General features: G+C 59.0%; 11 protein-coding genes. 6 read left to right on the forward strand and 5 right to left on the reverse strand.

The annotated features are described in order from the left end of the window. Positions 1-22: 22 nt before the first annotated feature. Positions 23-1051, reverse strand: coding sequence for a DUF3549 family protein (locus ACZ9IL_RS01270; protein ID WP_476001858.1), 1029 nt, complete (start codon positions 1049-1051; stop codon positions 23-25). 199 nt (positions 1052-1250) lie between these two features. On the opposite strand from ACZ9IL_RS01270, the gene ACZ9IL_RS01275 reads away from it, so the two are divergent. From ACZ9IL_RS01275 to ptsG, 6 genes are all read left to right on the forward strand, one after another. Continuing rightward, positions 1251-1586: a YqcC family protein gene (locus ACZ9IL_RS01275; RefSeq protein WP_476001859.1), complete on the forward strand. Its 336-nt coding sequence runs from the start codon at positions 1251-1253 to the stop codon at positions 1584-1586. Positions 1587-1668: 82 nt separating this feature from the next. After that, entirely contained in the window at positions 1669-2415 is a 747-nt protein-coding gene (truC, locus tag ACZ9IL_RS01280; protein ID WP_476001860.1) for a tRNA pseudouridine(65) synthase TruC, read from the forward strand. 172 nt (positions 2416-2587) lie between these two features. Beyond that, the gene (locus ACZ9IL_RS01285; protein WP_476001861.1) at positions 2588-3028 is read left to right on the forward strand and encodes a flavodoxin; all 441 of its coding nucleotides are present in this window, start codon (positions 2588-2590) and stop codon (positions 3026-3028) included. A 523-nt stretch (positions 3029-3551) separates the two neighbouring features. Further along, the gene (locus ACZ9IL_RS01290; RefSeq protein WP_476001862.1) at positions 3552-4874 is read left to right on the forward strand and encodes a maltoporin; all 1323 of its coding nucleotides are present in this window, start codon (positions 3552-3554) and stop codon (positions 4872-4874) included. Between the two features lie 90 nt (positions 4875-4964). Then, entirely contained in the window at positions 4965-5930 is a 966-nt protein-coding gene (locus ACZ9IL_RS01295) for a MalM family protein (RefSeq protein WP_476001863.1), read from the forward strand. A 425-nt stretch (positions 5931-6355) separates the two neighbouring features. Beyond that, positions 6356-7786 carry a PTS glucose transporter subunit IIBC gene (ptsG, locus tag ACZ9IL_RS01300; protein WP_476001864.1) on the forward strand — a complete coding sequence of 477 codons (1431 nt, stop codon included), beginning with the start codon at positions 6356-6358 and terminating at the stop codon, positions 7784-7786. A 242-nt stretch (positions 7787-8028) separates the two neighbouring features. Here the strand turns inward: ptsG and ACZ9IL_RS01305 are convergent, their stop codons facing one another. From ACZ9IL_RS01305 to map, 4 genes are all read right to left on the reverse strand, one after another. Continuing rightward, a complete protein-coding gene (locus ACZ9IL_RS01305; RefSeq protein ID WP_476001865.1) occupies positions 8029-8412 on the reverse strand; it encodes a DUF3461 family protein in 384 nt (127 codons plus the stop codon). A 123-nt stretch (positions 8413-8535) separates the two neighbouring features. After that, positions 8536-9363 (reverse strand): 2,3,4,5-tetrahydropyridine-2,6-dicarboxylate N-succinyltransferase, encoded by an 828-nt coding sequence (gene dapD, locus ACZ9IL_RS01310; protein WP_476001866.1) that lies wholly within the window; start codon positions 9361-9363, stop codon positions 8536-8538. 135 nt (positions 9364-9498) lie between these two features. Next, on the reverse strand, positions 9499-12177 hold the full coding sequence (glnD, locus tag ACZ9IL_RS01315) for a bifunctional uridylyltransferase/uridylyl-removing protein GlnD (protein WP_476001867.1): 2679 nt from the start codon (positions 12175-12177) through the stop codon (positions 9499-9501). Between the two features lie 74 nt (positions 12178-12251). Continuing rightward, complete coding sequence (map, locus tag ACZ9IL_RS01320) at positions 12252-13040, reverse strand: type I methionyl aminopeptidase (protein WP_476001868.1); 789 nt, start codon at positions 13038-13040, stop codon at positions 12252-12254. Positions 13041-13208 lie beyond the last annotated feature (168 nt).

A 13208-nucleotide genomic window follows, 5' to 3' on the forward strand; every position in this document is an offset into this window, starting at 1 on the left:
GGCAGAAGCGCCACCCCCTTCATTATGCTGACGCAAACAACCGACCGATGGCCTGACCGAGCGCGTCGCTGCGCTCGGGATCACGCAGCCTTGCCAGCATATCATCGCGCAGGGCCGGCAGGGTCACCAGCTCGGCAAACACCTGGTTGAAGAACTGGCCGGGTTGCAGTGCCAACTGTTCAAGGAACAGGCTGAGCAGCGCGGGGTATTTCAGGTCCGGCCAGAGCCGACCGGCGATGGCGAGCAGCAGGGCCGGGCTCGGCTGGGTTTGCAGCAGGGTCAGCAGCTTGTTGGTGCGCAGGCTGTTGTCATTGCAGGAGGCCAGTGCCCGGCACAGATAGGCCAGGGTCTCGGCATTGGGTTCGCCGCATTCCTGCTCCTTGCCGATGCGCTCGAGCAGTGCCCCCTGCAGTGCCGGGGGCAGCGGGGCGTTTTCCAGACTCTGGCACAGGGCATAGAGCGGGGCCTGGGGCAGCTTGGGCAGTGCCTTGCACACCAGCGCCAGATTGCGCTCGTCCTGCAGGCGCTCGGCCAGGTCGGCGAAGCCCTGCAGCCCCAGGCTCTGCCAACCCTCTTCACCGGGCGCCGCCAGGTAGTGGCACAGGGCGTCGTAGTAGGCCGAGGCTGGCTGTTCCAGCTGGCGGGCCAGCTTGGCGTGCAGGCTCGCCATCTTGGCCTCGGCCGGGCGGAAGGTGTAGGGATTGTCGGCCAGCCGCTCGGCCTTTTCCTCGTCCAGATCGCCGGTGAGCTTGTAGCCCAGGGTCTCGACCACCTGATCCATGAAGTGTTTGGGGCCGGCGCCCACCAGCAGGCCACGCTCATCGAGCGCAAACTTGAGGAACCAGAGATAGTGCTTGGCATCGCTTGGCTGGAAGAAATGCACGCCGAGCCAGGCATGCTGCTGCAGAGGCCAGGGGTAGGGCTCCTGCTGCTGTTCGATGCGGGTGAAGAGATCGCTGGCCAGCGGGCGTACCTGGCGACCCATGTCAAACAGCTGGAACTGGGTGTCGGCCTGGGTCAGGAATTCGGTCAAGGTGTTGATGTCAGACATGAGAGGGTCCGGCTAAAGAGGATGTCGGCGATTATAAGGGCGCGGTATCAGATAGCCAGCGGGGAGTGTCAGTGACGGCGGCATGGCAGCCAGCGGGGGGCCGGTGTATAGTAGCGCCCCTTTTTGACACGCAGTTCGATGAGTTCGGTCGCCCCGCCTGCCTGGCAGCGCGGGACCCGACAATGAGGAAGAGGACGAGATGAATCAATATTTGCTGGTAGCCAACCTGCTGGGTGAACTCACCGCCGAGTTGCAACGCCTCGATCGCTGGCAAACAGGCCATCCGGGCGCCGAGGCGCTGGCAAGCGACTTGCCCTTTTGCGTCGATACCCTGAGCTTCGATCAGTGGTTGCAGTTCGTGCTGATCCCGCGCATGGAACAGCTGGTGCTGCTGCAGGCTCCGTTGCCCACCAGCGTCTCTCTCTACCCCATGGCGAGCGAAGTCTATAAGGAAGAGCTGGCCGAGGTGAAGGGGCTGTTGCATCTCATCGCGCGCTTCGATCTGCTGCTCTCCGGCAAAGTGGTGGAGCAGTAGTGATGACGTTGACTCTGCTCTATCGGAAGGAGGCGTTGGTTGGTGGCTGTCTCAACGGCTACTACACAAAGGCGGTGGCGCCATGAAGCTCACCTTGCTCTACCAGGATGACTGGCTGGTGGCGGTCAACAAGCCGTCCGGTCTGCTGGTGCATCGCAGTTGGCTCGACAAGGCGGAGACCCGCTTCGCCATGCAGATGACCCGGGATCTCATCGGTGGCCGCCACGTCTATCCGGTGCACAGGCTCGACAGGCCCACTTCGGGCGTGTTGCTGTTTGCACTGGATCCTGCCGTGGCGCGCACCTTGACCGAGGCCTTTGCCGCCCGGCGGGTGCACAAGGAATATCTGGCGCTGGTGCGTGGCTGGGCGCCGGAGCAGGGCCTCATCGACTATCCGCTCAAAGAGCAGCTGGACAAGATTGCCGATGCCATGAGCTCCCCCGATCGTCCGGCCCAGGAGGCGGTGACGGCGTTTCGCCGGTTGCATCAGGTCGAGCTGCCCCATGCGGTCTCCAAGAAGCACCCTACCAGTCGCTACAGTCTGGTGAGGCTCTTCCCGAAGACGGGTCGCAAGCATCAGTTGCGTCGCCATCTCGATCATTTGTTCCACCCCATCGTCGGGGATACTACCCACGGTGACGGTCGCCACAATCGCTTCTTTCGCGAACATTACGGCTGCGACCGGTTGCTGCTGGTGGCTCACAAGTTGAGCTTCGAGCACCCGGTGCTCAAGGTGCCGATGCGGATCCAGGCGCCGCTCGGCCCGGAAGTCTTGGGTCTGTTTGCCAAGCTGGGCTGGCCCGCCAGCGAGAGTGATTACGTGCTCTAGCCGTCCCGTCGCCTGTTGCCTCTGACTCGGCTGTGGCATGCTGTAGGCCACGTCAGTCAGAGGAACAGGTTATGGCTCAAAGAGATACCCCGCTAGCCCCCCCCCGTCTTCACATCTTTTCCGGGGTCCCCCCCCTGGGCATAGGCAGCGTTGACTGCCTGAGGTGGCGCTGATGGCCGAGATAGATATCCTGGTTGGCACCGTCTACGGTTCGGCCATGCTGGTGGCCGAGACACTGAGCCGCCATCTGCAGGAAAAAGGTCATGTCTGCCGGATCTTCGACGAGGCAGAGCTGGAAGACATCGACTCCTCCCGCTTCCTGCTGCTGATCACCGCGACCACGGGGCAGGGGGACATCCCCCCCAACCTGCAAGCCTTCGCCAGCGCCTTGGCCGATCGTGCCCCCTACATGAAAGGCTGGCGTTATGCCCTCATCGCCATGGGCGATAGCAGCTATGAGTACTTCTGCGGGGCGGGCCGCAGGCTCGATGAATTGCTGCAGGAGCTGGCAGCCGAGCCCCTGGTGCCACGTCTGGAGATAGACGCAACCCTGGAGGATGAGCCCGAAGTGGCGGCGCTCGGTTGGTTAACGCATTGGGAAAATACGCTGTAAATTTTCCATCCCGATATTTCATCAATATCCCCCGTTGGCTGGTCCACGGGGGATAGTTATTTTAGGGCTCACTCAGCCTGATGTGGAAATATATCCTGCATTTTGTCGGGTTATTTTTCATGCGCAACACTCCTCCGCCAAGCCTGTTATTCATCGACAGGGCGACAAATCAGAAAATTAAAAGTTCCGTGATGAAAGCGATTTCAGTCATGTTTTCGTCACGGAATAGCTGGGTTGCAACTTAATCTCCATTGCAAATTAATGCCAGAAAGCGTTTTCAAGGGGTTTTCATTGTGATTAATCTTTGATGATGGGTGATTTCTTGCCAGTTAACGTCAGTTTTCATCACAAATGCACCCGTTAGGTGGTGGGCGGGCGATTTGTCGCCGTTTTGTGAATCAGCTCATGTTTGTCGTGAAATTGGCTACTTATAATCGACCTCGGTTATCACCTAGGGATGTTTAAGGTGATAAAAACTTGAATATCAGGATCACACTCCCAGCGGGAATAAGGAAAAATGAAAATGAAAGCAAAGTGGCTCCCGATTGCAGCAGCAGTAACCGCTGCCCTGGCTTCACAAGCCGCCTTCGCCGTTGATTTCCACGGCTACTTCCGTTCCGGTGTCGGTGTTTCCGGCGACGGCGACATGGTGAAATACAACGTCAACAAGGTTGGCCGTCTGGGTAACGAAAACGATACCTACGGCGAAGTGCAATTGGGTCAGGAGGTCTACAACAAAGATGGCAAGACCTTCTACGTAGACTCCATGTTCTCCATGAATTCCAACGGTTCCAATGACTATGAGAGCACTGGTACCGTCTGTAACTTCGACGCCAAACAGTGCAACGGCGATTCCGAGTTCGCGCTGCGTCAGTTCAACGTGCAAGCCAAGGGCCTGCTGGGCTTCGCACCGGAAGCCACCCTCTGGGCTGGTAAGCGTTACTACCAACGTCACGACATCCACATCTCTGACTTCTACTACTGGAACATCTCCGGTGCCGGTGCCGGTATCGAAGGCATCCAGGCCGGTCCTGGCAAGCTCTCCTTCGCCTGGGTTCGCAACGACCGCAGCGCTGCCGACGTGTTCGGTCAGTACACCCAAATCAGTCCGGGTGTATTCCAGAAAAACGAAGATCTGAACGTCAACACTCTGGACGTGCGTTATGCCGGCATCCCGCTGTGGCAAGACGGCTCTCTGGAAGTGGGCGCCATGTATGCGCTGGTCAATGAGACCGAAGCCCAGAAAGATCTGAAAAACGACAACATGAAGAACGGCGTCATGCTGACCGCCGAACTGACCCAGGGCATCTTCGGTGGCTTCAACAAGACCGTGCTGCAGTACGGTACCGAAGGCTACTCCAAGACCATGGCCTTCTACGGTGATGGCTCCTGGTACGGTGCCGAAGCCAAATCCGGTGCAGATGGTTATCGCTTCATCAACCACGGTGTGATCCCGATGGGCAACTCCTGGGAGATGGGTCACCAGCTGGTCTACGGGGTAGGCAACGAGATGGAGAATGGCCACGACAAGACTGAAACCCTGTCTGCCGTTATCCGCCCGATGTACAAGTGGGATGATTACAACAAGACCATCTTCGAAGGTGGTGTGTTCAAAGACAAGACCAGCCTCAATAATGGCAGCAGCAGCAAGGATGGTGGTTACAAGCTGACCCTGGCTCAAGCCTGGTCTGCCGGCCCCAGCTTCTGGGCCCGTCCGGAAATCCGTGTGTTCGCCTCCTACCTGGCTGACACCGAAGCCGATAGCACCGGCAGCAAGAACAGCTTCGAAGGCGGCACTTCCAGTGACACCTGGCAAGTGGGCGTGCAAGCAGAAGCTTGGTGGTAAGCAGTATCTTCAGTTAAGTTAGTCACTGCCCCCTTATGGGGGCAGTTTTGTTTTGCTGGATTTGGCAACCGGGTTATGGAGATAAGAAGAATGAAACTGGTAAAGATGTCTATCGCGGCCGTGGTTACCGCGCTGTTGGCCGGCTGTTCCGGTAGCATGGTGGTGCCCATGCAAGAGCACGCCTCCATCCTGAGCAATGCCGACCAGGCCAAGCAGGCGCTCTCTCAGGTCACTAGCTGCTGCAAGGGATTCAACGAATTCAACTATGTCTCTCTGCCCGAAGGGGAGACGCTGCTTGCCATCGATGGCAAGCAGCCAAGCTATCAATTTGACGAGGGGATGAGCTACTTCGCCGCCTATCGTCTGCCCGTCAATACCGGCAATCTGGCCATCACGCTTGCCTCTCAAGTCAGCAAGACGGTGCTGATCCCCAAGGTGGTCATGCTGGATGCGCAGTTCAAGGTGACCCGCGTACTGGGTGAGTCCGTATTCACTTATCAACCTGCCCACCTGCTCGACAATGACAGGATTGAAGGCAAGGTGTTCGTCGATCGCAGCATGCCGGGCAACCCGGCCACCGAGACCTATATGGTGGTCTATGCCCCGGCCGATGAACTGGCCGGCAGCACCACCATTTTGCACCCGGCCAAGGCGTTTGCCCGCGCGAATGGCACGGTTGAGCCGGATATCAAGGATCCCGTCATCCCGCACTCTCCCTGGGGGCTGGTCCAGATCAAGGTGGTCGACATGGCCAAGGGGCAGGGCCTGGAAGCGGTGTTCAAACCGGAATATTCCGACAAGGTCGAGATGAGTCAGGCCAAGCCTGCCGCGACCGCGGTAGTCGCCACGACGGCAGTTGCCGCAGCGACGCCCAGCAAGCCGGCTCCGGCCATGCTGAACGAGACCGAAGCCTTCTATAACAGCCAGATCGAGAAAGCGGTCAAGGCCGGTGATATCGACAAGGCGATGCAACTGGTCAATGAAGCGGAGCGTGCCGGCTCGACCAAGGCGAAGTCGGTCTTTATTGATGCGGTGAAACGTTCACAGAAAAATTAAATAGCCGTCTTTATATTGTCTAATATTTATGTGAGGCCTCCTTGTTGGAGGCCTTTTTAATCGGTAGACTAGGTTGTAGAAAATAGCAATCCGTTACACTCTGTTACAGTGAGTTTCATTTGGTATTGTTGTGATTCTCTAAAATACAATGTGAAACAGCACTTCTTGTTTATTCGTAATAAGATGAAGGTGCGCAATAATATCCGCAATCTGTGTAAATAAACCTCTTCTTATTATCTTGTGATCTCCCCTCCAAATTCATTATTCCCTTCTGCCTGATGGAAGAAATTCCAATACTGCTGGGTTATATTCAGTGGGTCAAAATAAGTAAACCCGGGTCGACTCGGCACAAAGCCGGATGATGAACGCTGTCATCTCTCAATTGCACCGAGTCGCTTACGGAAAATCCATTCAGGAGCGCACACATGTTAAAAAATGCTTTCGCTAATCTGCAAAAGGTCGGTAAGGCGCTGATGCTGCCCGTATCGGTCTTGCCCGTTGCAGGTATTCTGCTGGGGGTGGGCGCTGCCCACTTCAGCTGGTTGCCGGAAATTGTTTCCCAGTTGATGGAACAGGCCGGTGGTTCTGTATTCGGTCAGATGGCTCTGCTGTTTGCCGTGGGTGTGGCACTTGGCTTCACCAATAACGACGGTGTCTCCGGTCTGTCTGCCATCGTTGGCTACGGCATCATGACCGCTACCTTGAGCGTGATGGCACCAGTGATGGGTGTTGAGAAGATCGATACCGGTGTGCTGGGTGGTATTCTCGCCGGTGGCGTGGCCGCCTGGGCGTTCAACCGCTTCTACAAGATCCAGCTGCCAGAGTACTTGGGCTTCTTCGCTGGCAAACGTGCGGTGCCCATCATCACCGGCTTCGTTTCCATCGGTCTGGGCGTGATCCTGTCCGTCATCTGGCCGCCGGTAGGGGGTGCCATCGGTGCTTTCTCCGACTGGGCTGCCAACCAGAACCCGGTACTGGCCTTCGGTATCTACGGCGTGGTTGAACGCTCCCTGATCCCGTTTGGTCTGCACCACATCTGGAACGTCCCCTTCTTCTATCAGGCGGGTACCTGTGTCAACGGTGCCGGTGAAACCGTACACGGCATCATGACCTGCTTCCTCACTGCTGACGATGCTTCCCGCGCTGCCGGTAACGGCTTCGGTCAGCTGGCCGGTGGCTACCTGTTCAAGATGTTCGGTCTGCCTGCTGCTGCGTTCGCTATCGCACATTGTGCCAAGCCGGAAAACCGCGCCAAGATCGTCGGTATCATGGCCTCTGCCGCCCTGACCTCTTTCCTGACCGGTATCACCGAGCCTATCGAGTTCTCCTTCCTGTTCGTGGCGCCGGTACTGTACGCAATCCACGCCCTGCTGGCTGGTCTGGCCTATGTGCTGACCAACTCCCTGGGGATCGTGCACGGTCACACCTTCTCCAACGGCTTCATCGACTTCGTGGTGCAATCCCCCCGTGCCGATAACATGCTGCTGCTGGTGGGTCTGGGTCTGGTCTACGCCGTCCTCTACTACGTGGTCTTCACCGTGGTCATCCGTGCCATGAACCTGAAGACACCAGGTCGTGAAGACGAAACTCAAGAAGCGACTGCCGCTCAGAGCAAGGACGAGATGTCTGCTGCCCTGGTCTCTGCCTTCGGTGGTAAAGAGAACATCGCCTCCCTGGACGCCTGCATCACCCGTCTGCGTGTCGGTGTGAAGGACGTGGCCAAGGTTGACCAGGCGGGTCTGAAGAAGCTGGGCGCTGCCGGTGTGGTCGTGGCTGGTTCCGGCGTACAAGCCATCTTCGGTACCAAGTCTGACAATCTGAAAACCGACATGGATATCTGGATGAAGAGCAACTAATGGTTGCCTGACATCAAGAGTTCCGAAAAGGGAGGCGAAAGCCTCCCTTTTTGCTGGGCGCAATTCAACCCGGGGGAAGAGCTTCCATGTCGGTTCGAGGGGCTGTGGGAGCGACGTCGGAGAGATGTGCGGAATGATGCTCCCAGCGGAACTGACTGCTTTGATGAACCGTAGAGACATCTACCACTGCTTTGATAGACAAAAAAGGCGCCTGATGGCGCCTTTTTACAATCACGGCGGATTTACAGCTTTTCCAGATCCCGCTCGATTTCGCTGATCTTGTTCTGTACCACTTTTTCCAGGTGGCGCAGGTCACGCAGTATCTTCTGCTTGATGTCGGGGTCGGCCTGGACGTGCACGCCCTGGGTCAGGTAGTCCAGCTCGTCCACCACGTATTTGAGGTTGGCATTGATCTCGGTGACATCCTTGTACTCGTGGGTGCCCGAATCGATCAGCATGGTCTTACGCTGGCGGGGGTACTTGAACTTGACACTCTTGGCGAAGAATTCGCCCTTCTGCTTCTTGAAGTAGATCTTGAGGATGTCGTGATTGGCCTCCTGGCGCAGGGTATAGCTGTCCACTGAGGTGGGTTCCTGGATCCCCAGGCTCTTCAGATTCTCGTACATCGGGCTTCCTCGATTTGAAACGTTCCTGACCCCTCTATCTTAACCGAGTCATCATGGCTTGCCTGTGACAGGGGCGCCAAAACAAAAAAGGCGCCATTAGGCGCCTTTTAAATCTGCACTTGCTTACTCGTCGATGGAGCGCAGCAGGGCGTTGATACCGACCTTGGCGCGGGTCTTGGCATCCACCTTCTTGACGATAACGGCGGCGTACAGGCTGTACTTGCCGCACTTGGAGGGCAGGGAGCCGGAGACGACCACCGAGCCGGCCGGCACGCGGCCGTAGTGGATCTCGCCGGTCTCGCGATCATAGATGCGGGTGGACTGGCCGATGAAGACGCCCATGGAGATAACGGAGCCTTCCTCCACGATCACGCCTTCCACCACCTCGGAGCGGGCACCGATGAAGCAGTTGTCTTCGATGATGGTCGGGTTGGCCTGCAGCGGCTCCAGCACGCCGCCGATGCCGACGCCGCCGGAGAGGTGCACGTTCTTGCCGATCTGGGCGCAGGAACCGACGGTGGCCCAGGTATCGACCATGGTGCCCTCATCGACGAAGGCGCCGATGTTGACGTAGGAGGGCATCAGCACGGTATTGGGGGCGATGAAGGCGCCTTTGCGGGCGGTCGCCGGCGGGACCACGCGCACGCCAGCGGCCTTGAACTGCTCGGCGCTGTAGTCGGAGAACTTGAGAGGAACCTTGTCGTAATACTGGGCATCGTCGCCCTTGATGATGCCGTTGTCATTGATGCGGAAGTAGAGCAGCACCGCCTTCTTCAGCCACTGGTGGACCACCCACTCGCCGGCGATCTTCTCGGCGACCCGGGCCTTGCCGGAATCCAGCAGCTCGATGGACTCCAGGATGGCGGTCTTGGTGGCGGCATCGACGGAGCCGGGAGTGATGGAATCACGGCGCTCGAAGGCCGTTTCGATGATCTGTTGCAACGCGGTCATGACAGGTCTCCTCTAAAAAATTCCGTTTGTTGTATCACACTTTTCCAATTGTTTTTAAGGACTCCGGCCGATTTCTTCGAGAGAGCGGTGATTTCTTGTGCATTGTCTCTTCAAGAGCTTGTTCTGATTGGTAAATCAGAAGGAAGTATGGCGTCCAGCGAGACCCTCTTGCGATCCCTCGTCATCCACTGATTCCTGCGGATTGAGCTGATTGACCAGCCGCTCCTCCAGCGCCTGCTGCTCGGCCTGATTCAGCGGCTCGCCCGCCAGGGTCGTGAGGCTGAAGAAGTCTTCCACCCGCTCGCCGATGGTAGTGATCTTGGCGGCGTGCAGGGACAGCCCGCACTGCTGGAACACGGCGCCGATGCGGGCCAGCAGCCCGGGAGTATCCAGCGCCGTCAGCTCCAGCAGGGTGTGTCGGTTCTCCCCCTTGTGCGGCAAGAACACCACCCGGGTCGGCACGCTGAACTGGCGGTGACGCCGGGACAGCGGCTTGTTGCGCAGTACCAGCTTGCCCGGCTCCTGCAGGGCCTTCTCCAGCGCCTTTCTGATGGTGGCGGTACGGTTAGGGCTGATGGGCTCTCCGGTCGGCTCCAGCACAATGAAGGTATCCAGCACGTAGTCGCTGCGCGAGTTCATGATCTGGGCGTCGTGGATGCTGAGGTTCTTCTGATCCAGCGCCGAGGCCACGGTGGCGAACAGGTTCGGGGTATCGCGGCAGTAGATGAACACCTCGCTGCCACCCCGGATGGGGTGCTTGCCGATGAGTACCAGCGGCGCCGGATTGTCGCCGTGCTTGAGGATCTTGCGGCAGTGCCAGGCGATCTGCTCCGGACTGTGGCGCAGGAAATAGTCGGCCTTGAAGTCGCTCCACAGGGCGTTGACGGCATCGAGCGATACCTCGCGCTGGGCCAGGATCTGCTTCGCCTGACGCTGGTTCTCACGGATCTTGAGGCGCATGTCGGGCGGGTTCTCCAGCCCCTGGCGCAGCGCCTTCTGGGTGGCGAAGTAGAGCTCCCGCAGCAGGGTACCCTTCCAGTCGTTCCAGAGGGTGTCGTTGGTGGCGCAGATATCGGCCACCGTCAGGCAGTAGAGCAGGTCGAGGTGCAGCTCGTCGCGCACCTTATGGGCAAAATCGGCCACCACCTCGGGATCATAGATGTCCCGGCGCTGGGCGGTGACCGACATCAGCAGGTGGTGACGCACCAGCCAGGCCACCAGTCGGCTCTCGTAGCGATCCAGCCCGTGCAACTGGCAGAACTCCAGCGCATCGACGGCGCCTAGCTCGGAGTGATCGCCGCGCCGGCCCTTGGCGATGTCGTGGAACAGGGCGGCGATGCTGAGCAGCTCCGGCTTGCGCAGCTGGGTGAACACCTCGTGACAGAGCGGGTGAGTCTGCCGACTGGCCGGATTGGCGAAGCGGTGAATGTTCTTGAGCAGGCGGTGAGTGTGCTCATCCACCGTGTAGGCGTGGAACATGTCGAACTGCATCTGGCCGACGATGAGGTTCCACTGGGGCAGATAGGCCGCCAGGATCCCGTATTTGTGCATCAGGGTGAGCGGCTGGCCGATGCCGTTGGGGTGGCGCAGCAGCGCCATGAACAGCCGGCGACACTCGGGCTGGTCCTGCAACCAGCAGTTGAGGGTGCGCCTGGCTTCCCGCAGCTGGCGCAGGGTGGCCGAATGGATGCCGACGATGTCGGGATGCTGGGCTATCTGGTAGAACAGTCGCAGTATGGCGGCGGGATCCCGGCCAAACAGCTCGGAGTCCACCGCATCGATGAGTCGGCCACGCAGTTGGAACTCGTCGCTGATGCGGCGCACATCCATGGCGGTGTTGCCGAGGATCGCCTCGTCAAACAGCTGCAGCAGCATCTCGTTGAGCTCGGCTATTCGCCGTACCGTCTGGTAGAAGCGCTTCATCATCTGCTCGACCGGGCCGTTGCCTTCCCCCTCGAAGCCCAACATCTGGGCCACGGTGCGCTGGCGATCGAACAGTAGACGGTTGTCCCCCTTGTTGATGGCCATGTGCAGGGCGAAACGCACCTTCCACAGGAAGTTCTGGCAGTCGAGCAGCTCGCGGTACTCGGCCCGGTTCAGGAAGCCGTGGCTGGTCATCTCGAACAGGGTGGTGGCGCCGAAGTGGCGGCGGGCGACCCAGGCCAGGGTCTGAATGTCGCGCAGGCCCCCCGGATTGCTCTTGAGATCCGGTTCGAGTTTGTAGGCGGTGCCGAGAAATTGCTGATGGCGCAGGCTCTGCTCCTCACGCTTGGCGCGAAAGAACTCCTCGCTCGGCCAGAAATGCTGGGGCTGGGTGGCGGCCTGCAGCTGCTCGAAGCCCGCCTCGCGGCCGGTGATGTAGCGCGCCTCGATGAGGTTGGTGGCGACCGTGATGTCGGCGCGGCCCTGCTCGATGCACTCGGTCACGTTGCGCACCGATTGCCCGACCTCCAGCTTGAGGTCCCACAAGAGGGTGATGAACTCGCCAATGCGCAACCCCAGCACCTCGTCGAGGTCTTTGCCTTCATAGAGGATGAGCAGGTCGATGTCGGAGTGGGGATGCAGTTCGCCGCGGCCATAGCCCCCCACAGCAATCAGGGTGAGGCTGGTCTTGTCGAAGCCGAACTTGTGCCACAGCCGGGTCAGCAGCGCATCCATGTATTCGGAGCGGGTGGCCACCAGTTCGATGATGTTGTCGCCGGCATCGAAGCGCTCATGCAGCCAGCCGAGGAAGCGGCTCAGATACTCCTTGCAGTTCTCACGGGTAAGCTGATCGTCGGGTAACAGATGGGGGGAAAGCAGGCTGGCATCCATGGCATCTCACACTCTTGTCGCACGCATGCACGGCGGATAAAAACAAAACCCCGGCGAAGGGCCGGGGTTTGATGTTAACCGTGTTTGATGACCCGGTCGATAGTGTCATCGGGGCGCAGGGTCAGCACCTCGCAGCCATCCTCGGTCACCAGCAGGGTGTGTTCCCACTGGGCGGAGTCGCCGCCATCCTTGGTGGTCACGGTCCAGCCATCCTTCGGGTTGACGCGGCAGTGATACTTTTTGCTATTGACCATGGGCTCGATGGTGAAGCACATGCCGGGTTTGAGCTCCAGCTTGCCGCCGTTGCGGTAGTGCAGGATCTGCGGCTCTTCATGGAACTCGGCACCGATGCCGTGGCCACAGTAGTCGCGCACCACGGAGAAACCGGCCTGCTCGACGATGGGCTGGATCACGGCGCCAATTTCGGTGATGCACATGCCGGGGCGTACCCGTTTGATGGCGGCGTACAGGCTCTCCTGGGCGACCTTGCACAGCTGGCGGCGCAGCGGAGTGGTCTGGCCCACGATGAACATGGCGGAGGTGTCGCCGTGGTAGCCGTCCTTGATGACGGTGATGTCCAGGTTGATGATGTCCCCTTCCCGCAGCTTCTTGTGATTGGGAATGCCGTGGCAGATCACATCATTGACCGAGGTGCAGATGGACTTGGGAAAACCGTGATAGTTCAGCGGCGCTGGCACGGCCTGCTGCACGTTGACGATGTAGTCGTGGCACAGGGTGTTCAGCTCGTCGGTGGTTACCCCGGCGTTGACATGGGGGGCGATCATCACCAGCACATCGGCAGCCAGCTGGCCGGCGACACGCATTTTTTCAATCTCTTCCGGCGTCTTGATTTGGATGGACATGGGATCTCTCTTGCGGCCTGATCTGCATCCGGTGGATGACCGACAATCAGGTAATGAAAAATAGATGCGTTTGCAATCAGGCCAAAATTTTATCCCCAACCCCCGTTTACTTCCAGTGTGATCGTCATCCCAGCGTCATCCAGCGGTCGCAGCATCGTTCGGGGGATC

This window comes from Aeromonas sp. TECH754, assembly GCF_056279295.1.

Bases quoted from the DNA above. Each gene is read 5' to 3' on its own strand.
- ACZ9IL_RS01290 (WP_476001862.1), top strand. From the start codon at position 3,552: ATGAAAGCAAAGTGGCTCCCGATTGCAGCAGCAGTAACCGCTGCCCTG.
- map (WP_476001868.1), bottom strand. From the start codon at position 13,040: ATGTCCATCCAAATCAAGACGCCGGAAGAGATTGAAAAAATGCGTGTC.
- glnD (WP_476001867.1), bottom strand. From the start codon at position 12,177: ATGGATGCCAGCCTGCTTTCCCCCCATCTGTTACCCGACGATCAGCTT.
- ptsG (WP_476001864.1), top strand. From the start codon at position 6,356: ATGTTAAAAAATGCTTTCGCTAATCTGCAAAAGGTCGGTAAGGCGCTG.
- dapD (WP_476001866.1), bottom strand. From the start codon at position 9,363: ATGACCGCGTTGCAACAGATCATCGAAACGGCCTTCGAGCGCCGTGAT.
- truC (WP_476001860.1), top strand. From the start codon at position 1,669: ATGAAGCTCACCTTGCTCTACCAGGATGACTGGCTGGTGGCGGTCAAC.
- ACZ9IL_RS01305 (WP_476001865.1), bottom strand. From the start codon at position 8,412: ATGTACGAGAATCTGAAGAGCCTGGGGATCCAGGAACCCACCTCAGTG.
- ACZ9IL_RS01275 (WP_476001859.1), top strand. From the start codon at position 1,251: ATGAATCAATATTTGCTGGTAGCCAACCTGCTGGGTGAACTCACCGCC.
- ACZ9IL_RS01295 (WP_476001863.1), top strand. From the start codon at position 4,965: ATGAAACTGGTAAAGATGTCTATCGCGGCCGTGGTTACCGCGCTGTTG.
- ACZ9IL_RS01270 (WP_476001858.1), bottom strand. From the start codon at position 1,051: ATGTCTGACATCAACACCTTGACCGAATTCCTGACCCAGGCCGACACC.
- ACZ9IL_RS01285 (WP_476001861.1), top strand. From the start codon at position 2,588: ATGGCCGAGATAGATATCCTGGTTGGCACCGTCTACGGTTCGGCCATG.